The organism is Sphingobium sp. FW306-1B-F04DB (assembly GCF_058781925.1).
Map to the genome: position 1 here is coordinate 1 of NZ_JBYSXE010000067.1, position 17748 is coordinate 17748.

Genomic DNA, 17748 nt, shown 5'->3' on the forward strand with positions numbered 1-17748 from the left:
CGCAGACGAAATCCTCGCCTCCGTCAAACGCTTCTGCCAAAAAACAATGAGCCGAACTTCAGATTCAGATGACTAGTGAAAGCGATGCCGGGTCGCGCCGACATCTCAGTCGTTCGTGGTCAGCATTAGGCAGCCTGTAAGCCGCCATACGTTCATCCGGCCAAATAGCGGCTGCTTCGCGCCCATTTTCGGCCGTCCAGAGCGGATTTCAGAAATCCTGAAAGCTGACCATCGTTCGTGCTGCCAACACGCGCTCAAAATAGGCGGTTGGATGGCGATAACTGGTGGAAGCCCGTAAGCTCCGCGCAGCGTTCACTGATAGCGCAGCGTCTTCTCGAACCCCTCATTTGCCTTGGTCATCTTTGCCAGTTTCCTGAGCTGACCGCGAATATGCCGCTCAAAGCGCGTATCGTCATAGATGCCCGTCGCCCGATATTCTTCCTGACCGATCAGTTCCTTAAGGCGCTCGGCAAACGCCGCCTGCTCGTTTGTGCAATCCGCGGCTTTCAAGGCACGACAGACCCATTCCTCGGCGGCGGCCTTGTCATACTCGTCCCGTGCCTCATACCCGCGCCTGTCCGCTGCCGCCTGATCCAGCTTCGAAGCCTCGAACCGGCGCTCCAGCCATTTCCGGACCTGCTCTCCATCCCACGCCTTTGATGGATTGTTCATCACTCTCTCCAATCCTCGTCTGCATTGCCCAATAGATGAGAGGAGGACAGAAGATAGTTCCGCCAGACAGCTATGCTCTCAAGGTTGGACGTCGCCGACAGTCACGGTTCGGGAGGTGCCTATCGTCTAGAGGCATTCGCTTGGGACCTCGCGTATGACGGCAACCGCCGCCTAAACGGCCGTTCGCAGGTGAAAACGCGTCCCCCGATACCGGCCCTTCGTTCATCTCGTGCCTGCGTTGACGTGAATGGCGAAGGATTGCGGGCGCATGAGCGTACGAAATGCTTACATGCAGGACCCCGTGGGCCGCGTGCGCTGTACTATGCGCATTTGGACATTCCGCGGTTCGCAGCGGCTTCCGCGGATGACCGTTATTGGCAAGACCAGACCTATTGTCTTCGGCCGGTCGAGCGGTCGTACGCGCAAAAGTCCGGTCGTGAGCGGTCCGACGGCTTCGAGGAATGGGCCGGAAGAACCGCCACTTCCCTGTAGAGCCTGGCATAGGTGGGGGTCAGCAACAAAATCGCAAGGAATGGCGGATACCCCGTCATCATGGCGCCTGCGGTCGTTCGAAGCTTCCCTTCGTCTACGCACGTCAGCGCCGTCAACACGGCAGGCGAGCGGGCAGCAGCGGCATCCGTTGCTATTGTCCACGGCTAAGAGTGAGTGTGTCTTGAGCAGCGATTGGGACTATTACCTTTTCAAGCTGGGCGAGGACCCGGCGTCCATCTACCTTGATCTAGGTATCGCGGCGGCCGCGCCTCTGGCGGGGCACGGCCACTCGATCCGGATTTCCGTCGCGCTGACACAACCTGCCGAAAACGGAATGTCGACCGACGAGGAATTCGGGGCCCTGATTGCGCTTGAAGACGATCTCGCGCGGCTGCATGGCGAGGACGCGATCTACGTCGGTCGGCTCACGACCCGGGGAACGAGGGTGTTCTACCTCTATGCCGCTGATGCTGACTTGCTCACTCGCAATGCTTCAGCAGCGATGCAAAAACACCCAGCCTATCAGCCTCGGATCGGCAGTCAGGCGGATCCGGAATGGTCGACTTATTTCGATTTCCTTTATCCCTCGCCCGAAGCTTACCAGCGGATCCAGAACCGGCGGCTGAATTGAAATGACGGGCGTGCAACGGGGCAGGGCCAACTGAGATGTCACTTTACAATGAGAATGCCGCAGTTCTGCGGGACATGGCGGCCGCCGGCGACGATCTCGGCAGATCGCGACCGATGGACTTCAATCATCTCTTCCCGACGCGTGAAGGAGCGATCGCTTTCGCGCGGCGTGTCGATGCGGAAGGCCTCACCCCGGTGGTCCGTTCTTATGACAAGCCCGGCTTTCCGTTCGACGTAACCGTCACAACGCAGGCGGTGATACCAACCTGCGATTTCATCACCGCAACCGAGCAACGCCTCGCAGTCATCGCAGCTGAGTTCGGGGGTCGTCCTGACGGCTGGGGCTGTTTGGAACCATAACTGCTGCTGGCCAGAGGGCGATATAACTTCGGAGCTTATGACCTACGCATGATCACTACCCTGGATTGGCCCACTGACCAGCTGGACGATGCAGAGCGGCCGTTTGTCGACAATATCCGCCGGCATGGCTGGCTCCGCACGGCCGCCTTGGCGGAGGAGGGCAAACCGGGCTTCTCCTATACCACGGGCTTTACTGTGAGCACGGGACAGCCCGAACTCATGATTTTCAGCACCGCCGATGAAGTCGCCCACGAGATGTTCTGGGTTCTGTATCGGCGCGCGAAGGCCGGGCAGGCCTTGCCGGTCGGCAGGCGGACCGACGATGTCTTTTCCAATCTGCCCGCTTACGTATTCCCGATCGCGGAGCGGCACTACGCCAATTTCCTGGGCTGGAGCCGATGGTTCTACCGAGGTGACGAGTTCAGTTGCCTGCAGATCGTTTGGCCGGATCGTGCGGGTATTTTCCCGTGGGAGGCGGGCTTTGATCAGGAGTTCACGTCCGACCAGGTGGATTTGACTGAACAGGGCTGGACGGCTGAAATCAGGGCTTAGAGGTATTCTTCCCCGAACGGACCATTTTATAATCCTGGCTAAACCAGCTGGAATGACAGAGATCGGGCGCGTTCCAGCTCAGCGGCACTACGGCAGGCGAATGGCCGCTTCCCATACGACCAGCCGTTCACGAACTGATCGGCGCATGGCTTGAACTGGTGGGGGTTACCGCTCTCGATCGAACACGGCATCGAGGCAGCAGCCGCCGACATCTCGGCCATTCCGAAGGCGAACGGAAACTCCCGAAAGCTGCCTACCGTTCAGCTTCAGATATTGGCTGTTTTCTATCAGTCTGGTTCCGCAGGCCACACAGCGAGAAGCCGACATCGCGGTGGGGTTCGCGCGCGGACTGGACAGCCCAATCCCGCGCGCACTCACCATCATTCGGCCGCGATAGCTTCGTCGAACAGATCAGTTTCGCGGATCAGGCCGGACATTTTCCATTGCTGTTCGAGCACACCCGGGCCGTAATCCTGCGCGCCGCCGAGCGTTTCAGCGAGCGCCTGCAGCCGCGCGCCCTCCTCAAGCAGGACGATATAGCTTGCTAGCGCGAGCAGGCCCTTGCGGCCCCAAGTGGTCGACCCGCCATTGGCCTCGAGGATCGCGGGTACCTGCGGGTCCTTCGCCAGCACATCCAGGATGAAATTCGCCTCGCCCTGGCGGCGATCGATATAGATCGGCAGTTCGCGTGCCCGCGTCCAGCGCTGGACGGGGACGTAGCGGATCGGAAGTGCACGGTGGCTCTGCGACCAGGCGCCCAGATAAAGCGTGTGGACATGGCTGACGGTGGTGATGTCATCATGCGCGCGGAAGATCGGCAGATAGCGTCCGCCGCCAAGATTCGCATTTGGTGGCCCCTGAAGCACCTCGCCCTCGAGCGTGTAGATCGTGGGCTTGAGCTCGGCATCGGGGGCGAATGGCCCTGGGTAGCCGATCGAAACGGCCGCGGTCTCGCCAGGGACACGCTCGACGAAATTGACGGTGCCGCTTGGCGAGATGGTGTGGGTGTCGCGCAGGCCGGCAAAGGCTGTGGCCGCGTCGCGCGCGGTTTGTGCTGCGAAATCGCTGATCGTGGAATTGAGCGTGGTCATGATCGGTCTCCTTGTCGAGGATGATTATTCGGCGGCCTGGAGCAGCGTTTCGGCCTTGCGCCCGAGGAGCGGCAGCACCTCCTCGCCGACGCGATAGGCCTCTTCGAGGTGCGGTGTACCCGCGAGGATGAAGGCGTCGGTGCCGCGCGAAATCAACTCGTCCAACTTCGCCGCGCATTGCTCGTAGCTGCCGACGATGCCGAGCGCCGGGCCCCCGCGCAGCAGGTTGAATCCACCCCACAGATTGGGCGCGACGATCAGCTCCTCATAGCGCTTCGCCTCGGTGGGCCGGAGGGCCGCCTGACGCGCGGCGCCCACCGAATCGGTCGGCTGCCCGCGCCAGCGTGTGCGCGTTTCGTCGGTGACGTTGTCGAACCCTATCCGGATGTCGCGCCACGCTTCCTCCTCAGTCGGGCGCGCGACGAGATCGACGCGCACCGCGCATTTCTGTTCGCCGCCGAGAGCAGCGGTACGCTCCTTCACGCGCGCGAACTTGTCGGTCAGCTGGTCGAAAGGTTCGAGCCACGAAAGATAATAGTCGGCGTGCTTCGCGGCCGACTGGAGCGCGGCGTCGGACGAGCCCGAGAACCAGATTTCTGGAACGGGCTCGCGTCCGAGCAGCGGCGGGAGGCCGCCATGCTCGACCTTGTAGAACCGGCCGTCATAGGTGAAATTCTCGTCCTTCCAGACACCTTTCAGCACATCGAGAAACTCGGTGGTGCGGCCATAACGATCGTCATGGCTAAAACTGTCGCCCCACCAGAGCTGCGAAGGGCCACCGCCCCCGGTGATGACGTTGAAGACCGTCCGCCCCCCCGTCGCGCGCTGCAGGCTCGCCGAGAGGCGTGCGGCCTGCACGGGATTGAGGAAGCCTGGCTGGAAGGCGATCATGAAGCGGAAACTCTTCGTCTCACGTGCGAGCAGCGGCGAGATCACCCAGGGATCATCGGTATTGGGGAAGGATGGAATCAGCCCGCCGATGAAGCCCGATATCTCGGCGGCTCTGGCAATCTCGGCCAGGTGGTCGACGTAGCGATAGCCGTCGTCCTCGCCCGTCGCGGTCAGGCCGGGTGCCTGGTTGCCGGGCACGAGCGGGGACCAGTCGCCGCGGTCATAGGATCCGCGGCGAATCGTGGCGTGGCAGCCATGGGTGGGCAGGCGCCAGTAGAAATCAATGGACATGGGTTTTCTCCTGTTCAGGCGGCGCGCGCTGGGGCGACGCGGGCGCGCAGGCGGGGAAGGACGAACTGGCCGATGCGATAGGCTTCCTCGAAACTCGGCCGGGCGGTGAGCACGAAATGGCCGATGCCGAGCGTCGCGAGCGTGGCGAGATGGTCGGCGATCTCGTCATAGCTGCCGGTGAGGCCGGGCTCGCGGGCATCGTGCGCCTCATCGGCGGTTTCGCGCGCGACGAGCGGCTGGAGGATGCCATAATCGAGGCTGCGGCCCTCCTTCAGTGCGAGCCGGTCGAGCGTCTCGATATGGTCGCGCAATTCCTCGACGGGCGCGGCGTCGAACAGATGGATGTCCGCCTGCCGCGCCGACAGTGCTAGCGCTTCCTCGCTCGTGCCGCGCAGGAAGACACGCGGGAAGGCGACGGTGTTGAGCGGCGCCTCGAAGCCGCCGCCCTCGACCTCGAAGAAACGGCCCTTGTAGCTGAAGGAGCGCTGGCCGTGGACCCCGCGTGCGACGGTCAGGAACTCCTCGGTGCGCGCGATCAGATCGTCCTCGGACACCTGATCCCCGCCCCGCGCGCGTGTCGCGGCATCGGCATCGGACGCAATCGCCCAACCGAGACGGCCGTGCGCGAGCCGCTGGAAGCTCACCGCCTGCTTAGCGGCGTAGACCGCCGAGCCGACCGAAGCGGGGAATTCGGGAATGAGCGTCAACCGCGGCGCCGAACGCGCCACGGCTGCTGCGACGATCTGGCTGTCGTCGGCATCGGTGCGATGCGCGACGAACAGCCCGTCGAACCCCGTCAGCGCGGCGGCGTGCGCGATCTGCGCGTAATAGTCGTAGCGGTTGATCGAAGGCGTGCGGATATCGCGGATCACGGGCTGGTGACGCGGCCGATCCGTCGGTTCGGAGCGGCTGTTCTCGGCGGCAACGTCGAGCTGCCAATAGATGCGGATCGTCATACTGCGTTCCTCTTTGCTGGAAAGGCGGGATCGCCGAAGCGGCCCGAAAAGACGGTTTCGGTGAGCGGCCTGCGGCCGTTTGGAAGTTCGGATGCGCGGAAATCCTCGTGCAGCGCGTCGGGCTCGGCGCGGCGGCCGAGCGCTACCATCGCCTCGACCTGGTGATCATCGGGAATGGCGAGGCGTTCGCGCGCGGCGTCGCGATCGAAGCCGCCGATGCCGTGGGTGTGCCAGCCGAGCAGCAGCGCCTGATGCGCGAAATTGGCCCATGCCGCACCGGCGTCGAAGCTGTGGCTGCCGACCGGCACCGGCTTGCCGTCACGTTCGAACGTCCGCGCCGAGGCGATGACGATCAATGCCGATGCGCGGTTCGCCCAGAGGCGGTTGCGCGCGAACAGGAAGGACAGATAGTCCTCCCACGCTTCTTCGTCCGGCCGCGCGAACAGGAAGCGCCAGGGCTGGGCATTATAGGCAGAAGGCGCCCAGCGTGCGGCCTCAAAGGCGCTCTGCAGCACCTCGTTGGGAACCGCCTCGCCCGAAAAGCTGCGCGGCGACCAGCGCCCGACGAAGAGTGGATCGATGGAGTGATCGGCCTTGCGCGCGAAAAGCTCGCTCATCAGCGCGCCTCCTGGGCCGGGAAGCGGACTAGATTGGCGGGATCGGGCGCGTCTGTGAGCTCGGCGAGGATCTCGTCGCGCAGCCGGTGGAGCACGGGCGAGCTCCGATCGCGCGAATGCGGCAGGTCGACCTCGACGATGCGGCGAATACGCCCCGGATTGGGCGCCATGATGATGACGCGGTCGCCGAGGTACAGCGCTTCCTCAACATCGTGCGTCACCATCAGCATTGTCGAACGTTGCTGCATCCAGATGCGCTGGAGCTCCGTCTGAACGTGGACGCGGGTAAGCGCGTCGAGCGCGCCCAAAGGTTCATCGAGCAGCAGCAGCGTCGGTTCGGTCACGAGTGCGCGCGCGATCGCTGCGCGCTGCGCCATGCCGCCCGAGAGCTGGTGCGGATAGGCTTTCTCGAAGCCCGCAAGGTTCACCAGCGCGATATGTTCGGCGACGATCCGCGCACGCTGCTCTTTCGGGATGTCGCTGTTGAGAAGCGCAAGGCCGATATTCTCCTCCAGCGTCATCCACGGGAAAAGACGGTGATCCTGGAAGACGATGCCGCGATCGAGGCTGGTGCCCGTTACGCGTTTGCCATCGAGCCGGATTTCGCCCGCATAGTCGGTGTCGAGCCCGACGATCAGCCGAAGCAGTGTCGATTTTCCACAACCGCTTGCCCCCACGATGCTGACGAATTCGCCAGGCCGGATGGAAAGGCTGATTCCGTCCAGCACGGGCAAGGATCGACCATCGATGGTGAAGCTCTTGGAAAGGCCGTGAAGACTGAGCGCGCCTCTCGGTGGATCGACGGGTTTCGCTGGTGGCGGTGCGATGCGGGTCTGGGCGGTCATGATAGTCTCCGTTCAGGCGGCATGGCCCTGCCAGCGCAGCAGTTGGCTGCGGAGCCGGGCGAAGAGGTGGTTGATCAGGAAGCCCAGAAGGGCGGTGACGGTGATGGCGACGAGGATGACGTCCATGCGCTGCTGCGCCTGTGCCATGCTCATCGTCGCGCCGAGCCCGCCGCCCGCGCCGAGCAGGATCTCGACGCCGATCGTCGCGATCCATGCAAAGGCGATAGCCTGGGACACGCCTGTCAGGATGAGCGGGAGCGCCGCGGGCAGCAGGACGTGACGGAAGCGCTGGAGCGGACCGAAGCCATAGACTCGCCCGACCTCGAGATAGCGGCGCTCAACATGGGCAACGCCTTCATAGGCGCCGAGCACCGTGGGGTAGAAGGCGGCGAGGCTGACGATCAGCAGCTTGGCGGATTCGCCATTGCCGAGCCACAGTCCGATCAGCGGCAGCCAGCCAAGCAGCGGCACTTGCCGAATCGCATGGTAGAGCGGACCCACGAGCCGGTCGACGGCGCTCAGCGTTGCCATTGCGACGCCGAGCGCGATCCCGGCAAGAATGCCGATCAGCAGCCCCGTCACGGCGCGCGACAGTGTGGCGAGCGCGTCGGAGATGAGCAGGCCGCCTGCCGCAAGGTCGACAAAGGTCGCGGCGATCGTGCCCAACGGCACAAAGGCGAGCGCGCGAGCGCCCCCGGCCTGCGACTGCGCGGTCCACCAGACAAGGATGAGCGCGGGCACGATCAGGCCGAGCAAAGCCCGGGGCAAGGCACGGGTCATGCGGTCCTCCAGCGCGTATAGCGGCGCTCAATGAGCTTGACGCCACGATCGAGCGCGAAGCCCACCAGACCGCTGACGATGACGCCCGCAAGGACGACGTCGATCCGGAAGAGCTGGCGCCCCATCTCCATCATCTGGCCGATCCCGCTGTCCGCCGCGAGCAGCTCTGCCGCGACGAGCACGAGCCATGCGCGCGTGATCCCGAGCCGCAATCCGGTGAGCACGGGCGGGATGGTTGCGGGGATGAGAATGCGCGTGAGCAGCGCCACGAAGGGCGTGCGATAGACACGCGCGACCTCGAGCCACCCTTTGGGTATGCCGCGCACCCCGTCGAAGGTAGCGAGCGCCACGGGAAAGAAGGCGGCTACCGCGACGACGGTGATCTTGAAGCGCTCCTCGATCCCGAGCAGCAGCACCAGCATCGGGATGAAGGCGAGGATGGGCACCTGTCGCACCGCCTGGAAGAGCGGAAGAAACAGCGCCTCGAACAGCCGTGAAAGCGCCACCGCAGTGCCGAAAGCGAGGCCAAGCAACGCGCCGACCCCGAATCCCCAGAGCAGACGGAACAGGCTGTCCGCCAGATGACCGCCCAGCTCGCCGTTCCGCGCGAGCTGGGCGGCAGTTGCCGCAACCTCGGAAGGAGAGAGGAGGATTTGCGGGGGGAACAGGCCGGTCGATGAGGCAAGCTGCCACGTGGCAACGAGCATGACGGGCGGAAGCAGTGCGGTGGCGAAAGCGGCGATACGGCGGATCATGGTCATGCCTCCCCCATCGCGATCGCCCGGGTTCCGATCGTCCGTCGGCGGAGCAGGCCCACGAGCGCTGCAGCGCCCAGCAAAACGGGTAGCCAGATCAGGAAGACCGACTGGACTGCGACGAACTTGCTCGCGACGCCGCCCGCGATCGCGCCGAAGGACGAGCCGGTCATCGAGGCGAGGTTGTAAAGCCCGGCCACCTTGCTCTTGCCGCCCGGCAGGCTGGAGAGCATGCGCACATTGATGAGATGGACGATCGCGGCGCCCGCGCTCAGCAATGCTGCGCCTGCCGCCAGCCCGGCAAAGCCGCCGCTCAGCCCGAGCGCCGCGAGCGCGACTGCGGCTAGTGCGAGGCTGATGCCATAGGCAAGCGGCGTTGTTAGGCGCTGGACCAGCGAGCCACCAAGGAAGAGCAGCGCGACCGAGATCACACCCTGGAACAGCAGCACCCGGATGCCGTCCTGTTCGGTGAGCAGCGGAAGTGCTGCCGCGACGAGTATGATGAAGGTGCCGAACAGCGCGTTGGTGGCACTGCTGATGAACTCGACAAGGCAGCTTTCGGCGACACCGGCATTGCCGAAGATGAGCTGCAGCTCGGCAATGAAACCCGGTGCCGCCTCGATTCCTCCGGTGTCGCGTACCGGGAGGAAGGAAAGGCTGAAAAGCGCCATCAGCCCGAACAGCGCGGCAACGAGCCAGAAGCTGACGGCGATGCCCACGCGCTGGCTAAGAAGCGCGGCCGCGGCGGGGCCGATGATCGCAAGCCCGCCGGTGAGCGCGCCGCGATACCAGCCTGCCTTCGCCTGACCGAGCGTCTTCAGTCGTTCGAGGAAGGAAGAGTTCATCGAGACCATGCGAAAGGGGATGCACAGCCCGATCAGGCCGCGCCCTGCGGCGAGCGCTATCCACGAGGTGCTGAACGGCATCGCCAGATTGACGAGCAGCGGGCCGAGGCTTGAGAGGAAATAGACGCCCCGTGCACCGTAGCGCGCGATGATGAAGCCCGCGGGCACGGTGACGAGCACCATGCCAATCGACTCCATCGCCGAGACGACCCCGATCTGAAAGGGCGTTGCGCCCAGCGAGATCGCATAGAGCGTCGTCAGGATCTTGCCGAGCCCGACCGTGAGGCCGCTAACCGCCGCAAGCACGACGAAGCTCGCAAGGAACCGGGTATCGGACTGGGCCGTGACGGTCGTCATGAGCGCGGCGTCCCCTTGACGGCCGCCTCGGCGATGGCCGGGCGCCAGAAATTCTCGAGCTTAAGGTTGCGGAGCGCCTGATCGGCGAAGCGACGGTCGAGCAGCGCGTCGACATCGACCTTCCTGCGGACGAGGCCCTGCTTGAAGGTGTAGTCGGCGGCTGCGCGGTAATGCTCGACCACGGGCGCGTCGAATAGCGGAGACCAGCGATCGGCCCAGGCGACGCGCGGCTCGTTCCATTCGGCCTCGACCACGCTCAGCGGCGTCTCGCCCCGTGCCGCAATCTGCGCGACCGCCGCGCGGTTTTCGGGCTGGGCCGCCCAGTACGCGGCGCGGACATAAGCATCGGCGACAAGCTGGGTCAGCGCGGGATATTGCTCGACGAAATCCTTCCGGCCGAACAGCTCGGCGCGCATCTTCCAGTCGGCAGGAGCTTGCTTGGTAGACCAGATGATGCGGCCGACGCCCTTCTGCTCAAGAAGGATCGCATCGGAGAGCAGGAAGACCGCGTCGACATCGCCCGAGGCGAGCGCGGCGTGGCTCGCGGGCGGATTGATGTTGAGGATCTTGAAATCGTCGAGCTTGAGCCCGTTCGCATCGACCAGCTTCGCGAAGGGCAGCTCCCAGGGACGGCCGCGATGCAGTGCGATGCGTTTCCCCTTCAGATCGGCGATGCTTTTCGCGTCCAGTCCCTTGCGGACGACGAGATAGGCATTCTGTCCGCGGCCCGCGGGAACAATCAGCCGCGTCTCCACCCCGCCGGCATTGGCGATGAGCGCGGGGAAATCGCCATAGCCCGCGAAATCGATGCGCTTGCCTGCAAAGCCCTCGTTGATCAGCGGGCCGCCGACCGCGGTGGGCACGGGAAACCAGACGAGCTGGACGCCCTGTTTCGCCAGCTGGTCGCGCAGCCAGCCCTGCTGGATCACGACCTGCGAAAGGCCGCTATATTCCTGCAGCCCCTTGTACGGATAGGCGATCGTCGCGATGGTCAGCGTCTTTGGCTGTCCGCCGGTCTGCGCGGGCGCGTGCCCGCGGAACTGGAAGGCGACGAGCGCGCCGATGGCGAGTACCGCCAGCACCGCGAGGGACAGGGATTTGCGCGTCATGGTCTCGTTCTCCGCTTCGGTCGCGGGCGGCGGGGCGAGCGCTGCCCGGCCACCCGCATCCCGTTCAGGCCGCGTCGCGCGCGCCGATAGTCTGCAAGGCCTCAAAGGGGCGCCGGTCGATCCACTCACCCACATCGAAATGGCGGGGCAGGAAGCCGCGCTCGAACAGAAAGGTAGTGAAGTCGGCGAGCGCCTCGATCGATTCTTCGGAAAAATCGGTCCCGAGCCGCTTGTGGAGTGTGTCGCCGCCATAGGCCGCGCGAACGAACTGCTCCGACGAGCCCGTCTCGCGCGCGATATAGGCGAGCGTCTCGGCAGGGTTGCGCTCGGCCCAGTCGCCCGCAGCAATCACCTGCGCGAGCAGCCGTTCGGCCAGCTCGGGATGGTGGTCGAGCGTCGCGGCATCGACGGTGAGCGGGCGCGGCGTGCCGTTGTTGATCCGGATCTTCGGATCGGGATGAAAGCCGGTATCGACCACGACGTGCGCGTCCGCGAGAAAGGCGAACTCGTGGCCGAGCGATCCCTTCACATGGATCGCATCGACCTCGCCGCGCACCAGCGCGTGGAACTCGGCGGTATAGAGCGGACGCCCATTCCAGCCGCGCCGCGCGGTGATGCCGAGCGGCGTTTCACCCTCGGCAGGCGGCGGATCGCTCGCGTCGATATCGATCCATTCGACCTCGTTCTCGCCAATGCCGCCGAGCGAAAGGCCCGCGAGCAGCGCACGCAGCGCGGTCGCGCGGAAGATATCGATGCGTTCGCCCTTGCGCAGCGGCAGGCCGATGCGGCGCCCCTTCAGATCGGCAATGGTGCGGATGCCCGAGCCGGGCAACGCGATGATCGCCTGGCTTTCATCGACCCAGGACAGGCCGATGACGCGTGTCTCCACGCCCGCGGCGCGCGCCCAGATCGCGGGAACGCTTCCTCCCTGGCGGAAGCTGGAGGGCAGATGGTGGTCGATATGCGAAGCCCTGGCCTCGGGCGTCGCAACCTCCTGAACCGAGTTCACGCGGATGCCGAGCGGCGCGAACGCATCATCGATCAGGCCCAGATTGATCGCGATGCCGAGCGGCGTGGGTACGGGGCAGCGCGTATACCAGATTTCCTGTGGATAGGCGGTCATGGTTTTGCTCCTCCTCAGAATTTGGCGGTGGCCGAGACGCCCCAGGTGCGGGGATCGCCATAGGTGGTAAGGCGTGCGCCCTGCTGCGTGCCGAAGGTCAGGATCTTGTAGTGCTTGTTCGTCAGGTTCCGGACGAAGAGCTGGAACTCGAACGCGTCGCCCGGGGTCGAAACCGAAAGCCGGGCATTGCCGAGCGCATAGCCCGTCTGGCGCTGGTAGCGGCTGACGAGATAGTCGTTCGCGGCCGGGTCGGTTTCCTGCGCGTTGACCGTGAAATACTGGCTGGTGCGGTAGCTCCAGTCGCTGCCGACCGCGACATTCCATTCGCCCACGGGAAAGGAATATTCGGCGTCGATATTACCCGTGAAATGCGGCGCGCGGGTGAACTGGTTGGCCTTGCCAAAGAGCTGCCCGGTATTGGGATTATTGGGGATGAAATCGTCGGTATAGTTGGTGTCGAGGAGGCCGATGCTGCCCGAGAGACGCAGCCCCTCGATCGGCCGCGCGGCGACGTCGAGTTCGAGCCCTTTCGACCAGCCCTTGGCGTTGATCAGCCGTGCGGTGAAGACTGTCGTGCCACCCGCCGAGACGGGGACGCCCTGCACCAGCACCTGGATCTTCTTGTAGTCGTAATAAAAGGCGGCGAGGTTCGCGGTCAGCTTGCCGCCGAACCATGACGTCTTCAGCCCCGCCTCATAGGAATAGAGATCCTCGGGCGCGATGCCGTCAGGATCGAACTGCACCGCCGCGGTGGCGCTCGCCTGGAACGTGCCCGAACGGAAACCGCGGGCGAAGCGGCCATAGAGCAGCGCATCGTCGCTGATCCGGTATTGCGGCGTGACGTCCCAGGTCAGCCGGTTCCACGTCTTCGAGGGCGAGGAGATGAAGGGCGCATAAGGCGTGCTCGCGGTCACCGAACTCCTCAGCCACCAGGTCGACGGATCGGTGAAGGTGACGAGCGGCCGGGCCGCAGTGGACGGTGTCGTCGGATCGGCGGTGTTGAGCCGCCGCGACGCGTCGCCGGTTGCGTTGAATATGTCGATCGTCGCGGCGCGCTTTTCGGAGGTGAACCTGAGGCCCGCGGTCAGGCTGAGCGCGTCGGTGAAATTGAAGGTTCCGCTGCCGAAGACCGCGTAGCTCTTCGCGGTCTGATCGTAGAGAACGTTCTGGAAATAGGCATGTCGCCAGCGTACCGGACCCGTGCCGCGATCGAGATAGCGTGTCGTCGCGATCGTCGCGGTTGTCGCGTCGGACGCAAAATCCTCCCAGAAATAGTGCGCCCCAAGGATCCAGTTGAAACGATCTTCGCGCGGGGACGTGATCCGGATTTCCTGCGTAAACTGTTCGCTCGACAGATCGGTGCGCGAGCGCGAACCCTCGAAGACGGTATAGTCGCCGTCACCCTGGCTCAGATTGTCGCCCTTGTCCCAGGCGGTGATCGAGGTGATCGTGTAATCGCCGGGCGTCCATTCGACCGTCAGCGTCGCGCCGCGTTGCTTGGTTTTCGAAATGCCAGGAACGTTGGACGCATAGAGATCGCGGTCGCCGGTTGGCACATTGCCGTAATCGTCGGCGGGCGTAGAGGCGCCCTTGAAGACGGCATTGTCGGGAAGGGCGGGCTCGATGAAGCGCGGGATCGGCGTGCCGTCGAAATTGCGGAACCGGCCCGAGAGCAGGACCTTCACGTCGTCCGCAGGCTTGACGAGCAGTTGCACGCGCGCGGCGAAATCGTCGAAGCGGCCGGTGCCATCCTCGGCGGTCCCTACATTGGACCAGACATTGCCGCGCCGTTCGTAGAAGAACGAGCCGCGGGCAGCTACGACATCGTCGACCACCGTTCCGCCAAAGCCGCCCTGCGTGAACACCGACCCGAAATTGCCCACGCCTGCGCGGACATAGCCGCCGGGCTCGAATTCGGGCTTGCGCGAAATATAGTGGATCGCGCCGCCGACGGTGTTCTTGCCCCATAATGTTCCCTGCGGTCCGCGCAGCACCTCGACGCGCTCGAGGTCGAAGACGGGAAAGGCCTGGAAGAAGGGCGAGTTGACATAGACCTCGTCGAAATAGACGCCGATCGGATTGACCACGTTCGCCGCCGGATCGTTGCTGCCAACGCCGCGGATGAACCAGCGCGGGCGGTTGCGGCCTTCGGTCTGCGCGGCTGAGGCGTTGGGGATCAGGCGGATGATCTCGTTGGCCGAACGGATCTCGAGCCGCTGGAGCGCCTCGCCGCTGACCGCGGTGATCGCGGTGGGCACATCCTGCAGATTCTCCTCGCGCTTGCTGGCGGTGACGATGATCGCGCCGCCGTCATCGACGGCATCGGCCGAGGCTGCGGCAGGTTCGGGCGCTTCGGCCCATGCGGGAACAGCCATCAGCGCGGTGAGCGTAGCCGCGCCGGTGAGCACGAGACGTGACCGAAAACGGAAACTGTATTTCGACATTGAGAATGCATTCCCCCTTGAAGGGCACGGCTGCACCCGAAGCCGGGGCGCTCTGCGACCGTGCGCGTGTAAGCAGTCGTTGAGAGGTTCAGGCGACCTTGCGGACATGGCCGGCGAGCTCGGCGATGGGGCGTGGATCGATCCAGGCGCGCACATCAAAATCGGCGGGCAGGAAGCCATGCGCGAACAGGAAATCCTTGAAGTCCGAGAGCGCGTCGATCGTCTCTTCCGTCAAGAACGTGCCAAGCCGCTGGCTCGCATCCTCGCCATAAGCGGCGCGCACCCAGTCGGACGAAGAACCCGTTTCGCGGGCAATATAGGCGATGGCCTCATCGGGATGCGCCGCCGCCCAATCGCCTGCGTCGATCACGCGGCGCAGGAAGCGCGTGACGAGGTCGGGACGCTCCTCGATCAGTCCCGCATCAACGGTCAGCGTGCGCGGCGTGCCGTTGTTTATGCGCACCTTCGGATCGGGATGCGCTCCGAGGTCCGTGATCACGCGCGCGCCGATCAGCCGCGTTGTTTCCAGCCCGAGCGCACCCTTTACATAAATCGCGTCGACTTCGCCGCGGACCAGCGCGAGCACCTCTGCGCGATAGCCATGCTGGCTGCGGCGACGAAAGCCTTCGCCTGTCGCGATCCCGTCGGTGCCGCTTGCGGCCTCGTTCGCCGCGTCCACCCGTTCAACGTCTGCCAGCGCCAGTCCGTCCAGCTCGAGCGCCTTGGCGAAACCGCGCAGCGCGCTAGCGCGGTTGAAGTCGATCGAGACCGGATTGACCGGCAACCCGATAGGGCGACCGCGAAGATCGCGGGCACGGTTGATGCCAGAACTCGAAAGCGCAAGGATCGCCTGGAACTCGTCTGTCCAGGAAAGACCGATCACGCGGGTGTCACGCCCATTGGCGCGCGCCCAGATCGCCGGGATGTTGCCACCCTGGCGGAAGGAGCGCGGCAGATTGTGGTCGAAGTGCGATTCTCGCGCATTCGGGTCATTGGTTTCCTGGATCGAACGCAATGCGATACCGTCGCGTCCGAATTCCTCGGCAAACCAGTCGAGCTGGACTGCGAGCCCGAGCGGAGTTGGCACCGGACAGCGTGTGTACCAGAGTTCGCTGACCGATGGTGATGTCGTCATGTCGCAAGCCTTTCTGGCGGACGCACGCGCCCGCCGCCGCGCGGCCGCAGTCGCGCAGTCATAATCGTGCAAAGAAGGTCGACGCGGGCGTGGCGGCCCGCGATCAGCTCAACTCAGCGGCAACATCGCCGCAGGCGGAACCCGTCTGTCATGGAAACGTGTCTTCGCATTCGTCACTTCCCCTTCACATGGGGGGATCACGAAGCCGGGCGTCACGCTGCCCTGCATCGCGCTTTAGCCGTTATTTACGCGGAGCAAGCTGCATCCCTTCAAAAGCCGCGGGCCTGTCGGGGGCGCAATTGCGCCTGGGCGGCGGCCATCCCACCCTTGATCCGATAAACTCTACTTAATTCGTAGAAAAGGAGTCGGTCAATACAATTTTTGCTATGGCGTGCCATAGCTTGATTAGCGCTCGCTGTTCCGTCCGGAGTCCGGTTCCGAGCGAAAATCCGATAAAGCTGCCGCTCAAGCTGTTAGAATGTCCCCATCAGGCCAACTGAGATATATCGCGTGTTCCCGGTATCCGGCGCGTTGGGGGCCGCTTGGAGAAAACGAACTTTGATCAGCCACGCAGCGTTAAGCTCGGCGCGGAGCACCTTGGGGGCTAGCCACCAGCGCAACCGCCCCTCCAGCTGATGGCCCGCAAAGCGGCCCGACCGGCCAGATGGATCGCGCACGCTCGTCGTTGAAAAGCTCTCGGTCCGCTCCGCGAGCCACATCGCTCGATAGACGGCAAAGCCGTCGAACCGGGACGTCGGTGCAGCCTCGAACCGGATACCTGGCGTGCTGATATTGGCGCGGCCAGTCAGCTTCGCTCCCACCGAGCTACACCACCACAAGGGGCACGACCAGCGAAGATCGTGTCCCGAGCCGTGGTGTAGGTCCGCAGGCGCGGGCGCAAAATAAGACATCTGAAAAGCTCTCTGGATTGGTTGTGCCCAACAGGCTACATGACTATCTATATGGTCAGGAGCGTGACATGGATATGATCAATCTGGCAGATGCCAAAGCCCATCTGAGCGAGCTGGTGGATCGGGTCGAGGCGGGGGATTCGATCGACATCACTCGACGGGGCAAACCGGTGGCAAGGCTCACTGCGGTGGCTAGGCCGCGCAAGCATATCGACGCCGCCCTGTTGCAGTCGCTGACGGCGACCATGCCGGCGCGAACGCAGGACGCTGCCGCGCTGGTACGGTCGATGCGGGATGGCGATCGCTACTGATGCTCTATCTTGATACGTCGTTGCTCGTCGCTGCGCTGTCCAACGAAGCGACGACATCGCGTGTCCAGCTCTGGCTGGCAGAGCAAGATCCCGAGCACCTACTGGTCAGCGACTGGACCATCACCGAGATGTCATCCGCCATGGCGATCAAGTTGCGGACCGGGCAGATCAATCTGGAGCAACGTGCAGCAGCGCTCGCGACGTTCAACAAGCTGGTGGCTGAGAGTTTCACCGTGCTGCCGGTCACCGGTGGGCATTTCAGGACGGCCGCGAAATTTGCGGATCACCATACCCTCGGCCTTCGTGCTGGTGACGCGCTCCATCTCGCGACTGCCTCAGAGCATGGCGCCACTGTCCATTCGCTAGACCAAAAGCTTGCTGAGGCTGGGCCAACGCTCGGCGTGCCGACGCAACTGCTGACATAAACAGAGCCTCTTCTGGCACTGCGGACCGTGTGAGATCAGCCCACCAGTAACCGGCTAGGTCACTGACTGCTCGCGCCGACATCTCAGATGATGTGGATGGCTCCCGCTCCCGGCATCTAGGTGCCAAAGTGTGGAAGCTATCAAAGCGACCACGAG

At 64.1% G+C, this 17748-nt stretch carries 19 protein-coding genes; 5 read left to right on the forward strand and 14 right to left on the reverse strand.

What is annotated here, in order from left to right; genetic code table 11:
* Nucleotides 1-312 precede the first annotated feature (312 nt).
* Nucleotides 313-672 (reverse strand): hypothetical protein, encoded by a 360-nt coding sequence (locus AC3WJD_RS20085; protein ID WP_492748530.1) that lies wholly within the window; start codon nucleotides 670-672, stop codon nucleotides 313-315.
* A 673-nt stretch (nucleotides 673-1345) separates the two neighbouring features.
* Here AC3WJD_RS20085 and AC3WJD_RS20090 point away from each other — a divergent pair.
* The 3 genes from AC3WJD_RS20090 to AC3WJD_RS20100 are packed head-to-tail and all read left to right on the forward strand — an operon-like array spanning nucleotide 1346 to nucleotide 2706.
* Nucleotides 1346-1795, forward strand: a complete 450-nt coding sequence (locus tag AC3WJD_RS20090) for a DUF695 domain-containing protein (protein WP_492748531.1) — start codon at nucleotides 1346-1348, stop codon at nucleotides 1793-1795.
* Between the two features lie 35 nt (nucleotides 1796-1830).
* The gene (locus AC3WJD_RS20095) at nucleotides 1831-2154 is read left to right on the forward strand and encodes a ribonuclease E inhibitor RraB (RefSeq protein ID WP_492748532.1); all 324 of its coding nucleotides are present in this window, start codon (nucleotides 1831-1833) and stop codon (nucleotides 2152-2154) included.
* Nucleotides 2155-2202: 48 nt separating this feature from the next.
* The gene (locus tag AC3WJD_RS20100; protein WP_492748533.1) at nucleotides 2203-2706 is read left to right on the forward strand and encodes a DUF4262 domain-containing protein; all 504 of its coding nucleotides are present in this window, start codon (nucleotides 2203-2205) and stop codon (nucleotides 2704-2706) included.
* 380 nt (nucleotides 2707-3086) lie between these two features.
* Here the strand turns inward: AC3WJD_RS20100 and AC3WJD_RS20105 are convergent, their stop codons facing one another.
* From AC3WJD_RS20105 to AC3WJD_RS20165, 13 genes are all read right to left on the reverse strand, one after another.
* Complete coding sequence (locus tag AC3WJD_RS20105) at nucleotides 3087-3797, reverse strand: class II aldolase/adducin family protein (protein ID WP_492748534.1); 711 nt, start codon at nucleotides 3795-3797, stop codon at nucleotides 3087-3089.
* A 24-nt stretch (nucleotides 3798-3821) separates the two neighbouring features.
* Nucleotides 3822-4979, reverse strand: a complete 1158-nt coding sequence (locus tag AC3WJD_RS20110) for an LLM class flavin-dependent oxidoreductase (RefSeq protein WP_492748535.1) — start codon at nucleotides 4977-4979, stop codon at nucleotides 3822-3824.
* A 14-nt stretch (nucleotides 4980-4993) separates the two neighbouring features.
* Nucleotides 4994-5935 (reverse strand): LLM class flavin-dependent oxidoreductase, encoded by a 942-nt coding sequence (locus AC3WJD_RS20115; protein ID WP_492748536.1) that lies wholly within the window; start codon nucleotides 5933-5935, stop codon nucleotides 4994-4996.
* Nucleotides 5932-6552 (reverse strand): nitroreductase family protein, encoded by a 621-nt coding sequence (locus tag AC3WJD_RS20120; protein WP_492748537.1) that lies wholly within the window; start codon nucleotides 6550-6552, stop codon nucleotides 5932-5934. The genes AC3WJD_RS20115 and AC3WJD_RS20120 overlap by 4 nt, the downstream gene beginning before the upstream one ends.
* A complete protein-coding gene (locus AC3WJD_RS20125; RefSeq protein WP_492748538.1) occupies nucleotides 6552-7397 on the reverse strand; it encodes an ABC transporter ATP-binding protein in 846 nt (281 codons plus the stop codon). Before AC3WJD_RS20125 ends, AC3WJD_RS20120 begins: the two co-directional genes overlap by 1 nt.
* Before the next feature lie 12 nt (nucleotides 7398-7409).
* A complete protein-coding gene (locus AC3WJD_RS20130) occupies nucleotides 7410-8177 on the reverse strand; it encodes an ABC transporter permease (RefSeq protein WP_492748539.1) in 768 nt (255 codons plus the stop codon).
* Entirely contained in the window at nucleotides 8174-8938 is a 765-nt protein-coding gene (locus AC3WJD_RS20135; protein ID WP_492748540.1) for an ABC transporter permease, read from the reverse strand. The genes AC3WJD_RS20130 and AC3WJD_RS20135 overlap by 4 nt, the downstream gene beginning before the upstream one ends.
* Nucleotides 8935-10134, reverse strand: a complete 1200-nt coding sequence (locus AC3WJD_RS20140; protein ID WP_492748541.1) for an MFS transporter — start codon at nucleotides 10132-10134, stop codon at nucleotides 8935-8937. The genes AC3WJD_RS20135 and AC3WJD_RS20140 overlap by 4 nt, the downstream gene beginning before the upstream one ends.
* On the reverse strand, nucleotides 10131-11243 hold the full coding sequence (locus AC3WJD_RS20145; RefSeq protein WP_492748542.1) for an ABC transporter substrate-binding protein: 1113 nt from the start codon (nucleotides 11241-11243) through the stop codon (nucleotides 10131-10133). Before AC3WJD_RS20145 ends, AC3WJD_RS20140 begins: the two co-directional genes overlap by 4 nt.
* A 64-nt stretch (nucleotides 11244-11307) precedes the next feature.
* Complete coding sequence (locus AC3WJD_RS20150; protein ID WP_492748543.1) at nucleotides 11308-12366, reverse strand: ABC transporter substrate-binding protein; 1059 nt, start codon at nucleotides 12364-12366, stop codon at nucleotides 11308-11310.
* A 14-nt stretch (nucleotides 12367-12380) separates the two neighbouring features.
* On the reverse strand, nucleotides 12381-14810 hold the full coding sequence (locus AC3WJD_RS20155; RefSeq protein ID WP_492748544.1) for a TonB-dependent receptor: 2430 nt from the start codon (nucleotides 14808-14810) through the stop codon (nucleotides 12381-12383).
* A gap of 88 nt (nucleotides 14811-14898) precedes the next feature.
* Nucleotides 14899-15945 (reverse strand): ABC transporter substrate-binding protein, encoded by a 1047-nt coding sequence (locus AC3WJD_RS20160; protein ID WP_492748545.1) that lies wholly within the window; start codon nucleotides 15943-15945, stop codon nucleotides 14899-14901.
* Nucleotides 15946-16418: 473 nt separating this feature from the next.
* Nucleotides 16419-16766: a hypothetical protein gene (locus tag AC3WJD_RS20165; RefSeq protein ID WP_492748546.1), complete on the reverse strand. Its 348-nt coding sequence runs from the start codon at nucleotides 16764-16766 to the stop codon at nucleotides 16419-16421.
* A gap of 158 nt (nucleotides 16767-16924) precedes the next feature.
* Here AC3WJD_RS20165 and AC3WJD_RS20170 point away from each other — a divergent pair, with 158 nt between their 5' ends.
* A complete protein-coding gene (locus AC3WJD_RS20170) occupies nucleotides 16925-17167 on the forward strand; it encodes a type II toxin-antitoxin system Phd/YefM family antitoxin (RefSeq protein WP_492748547.1) in 243 nt (80 codons plus the stop codon).
* Nucleotides 17167-17592, forward strand: a complete 426-nt coding sequence (locus AC3WJD_RS20175; protein WP_492748548.1) for a type II toxin-antitoxin system VapC family toxin — start codon at nucleotides 17167-17169, stop codon at nucleotides 17590-17592. The genes AC3WJD_RS20170 and AC3WJD_RS20175 overlap by 1 nt, the downstream gene beginning before the upstream one ends.
* Nucleotides 17593-17748 lie beyond the last annotated feature (156 nt).

What these genes read in the sequence shown, in the direction of transcription:
- AC3WJD_RS20120 (WP_492748537.1), bottom strand. Translation starts at nt 6,552, where the DNA reads ATGAGCGAGCTTTTCGCGCGCAAGGCCGATCACTCCATCGATCCACTC.
- AC3WJD_RS20130 (WP_492748539.1), bottom strand. Translation starts at nt 8,177, where the DNA reads ATGACCCGTGCCTTGCCCCGGGCTTTGCTCGGCCTGATCGTGCCCGCG.
- AC3WJD_RS20100 (WP_492748533.1), top strand. Translation starts at nt 2,203, where the DNA reads ATGATCACTACCCTGGATTGGCCCACTGACCAGCTGGACGATGCAGAG.
- AC3WJD_RS20125 (WP_492748538.1), bottom strand. Translation starts at nt 7,397, where the DNA reads ATGACCGCCCAGACCCGCATCGCACCGCCACCAGCGAAACCCGTCGAT.
- AC3WJD_RS20145 (WP_492748542.1), bottom strand. Translation starts at nt 11,243, where the DNA reads ATGACGCGCAAATCCCTGTCCCTCGCGGTGCTGGCGGTACTCGCCATC.
- AC3WJD_RS20150 (WP_492748543.1), bottom strand. Translation starts at nt 12,366, where the DNA reads ATGACCGCCTATCCACAGGAAATCTGGTATACGCGCTGCCCCGTACCC.
- AC3WJD_RS20170 (WP_492748547.1), top strand. Translation starts at nt 16,925, where the DNA reads ATGGATATGATCAATCTGGCAGATGCCAAAGCCCATCTGAGCGAGCTG.
- AC3WJD_RS20175 (WP_492748548.1), top strand. Translation starts at nt 17,167, where the DNA reads ATGCTCTATCTTGATACGTCGTTGCTCGTCGCTGCGCTGTCCAACGAA.
- AC3WJD_RS20105 (WP_492748534.1), bottom strand. Translation starts at nt 3,797, where the DNA reads ATGACCACGCTCAATTCCACGATCAGCGATTTCGCAGCACAAACCGCG.
- AC3WJD_RS20140 (WP_492748541.1), bottom strand. Translation starts at nt 10,134, where the DNA reads ATGACGACCGTCACGGCCCAGTCCGATACCCGGTTCCTTGCGAGCTTC.
- AC3WJD_RS20095 (WP_492748532.1), top strand. Translation starts at nt 1,831, where the DNA reads ATGTCACTTTACAATGAGAATGCCGCAGTTCTGCGGGACATGGCGGCC.
- AC3WJD_RS20160 (WP_492748545.1), bottom strand. Translation starts at nt 15,945, where the DNA reads ATGACGACATCACCATCGGTCAGCGAACTCTGGTACACACGCTGTCCG.
- AC3WJD_RS20085 (WP_492748530.1), bottom strand. Translation starts at nt 672, where the DNA reads ATGAACAATCCATCAAAGGCGTGGGATGGAGAGCAGGTCCGGAAATGG.
- AC3WJD_RS20135 (WP_492748540.1), bottom strand. Translation starts at nt 8,938, where the DNA reads ATGACCATGATCCGCCGTATCGCCGCTTTCGCCACCGCACTGCTTCCG.
- AC3WJD_RS20115 (WP_492748536.1), bottom strand. Translation starts at nt 5,935, where the DNA reads ATGACGATCCGCATCTATTGGCAGCTCGACGTTGCCGCCGAGAACAGC.
- AC3WJD_RS20110 (WP_492748535.1), bottom strand. Translation starts at nt 4,979, where the DNA reads ATGTCCATTGATTTCTACTGGCGCCTGCCCACCCATGGCTGCCACGCC.
- AC3WJD_RS20155 (WP_492748544.1), bottom strand. Translation starts at nt 14,810, where the DNA reads ATGTCGAAATACAGTTTCCGTTTTCGGTCACGTCTCGTGCTCACCGGC.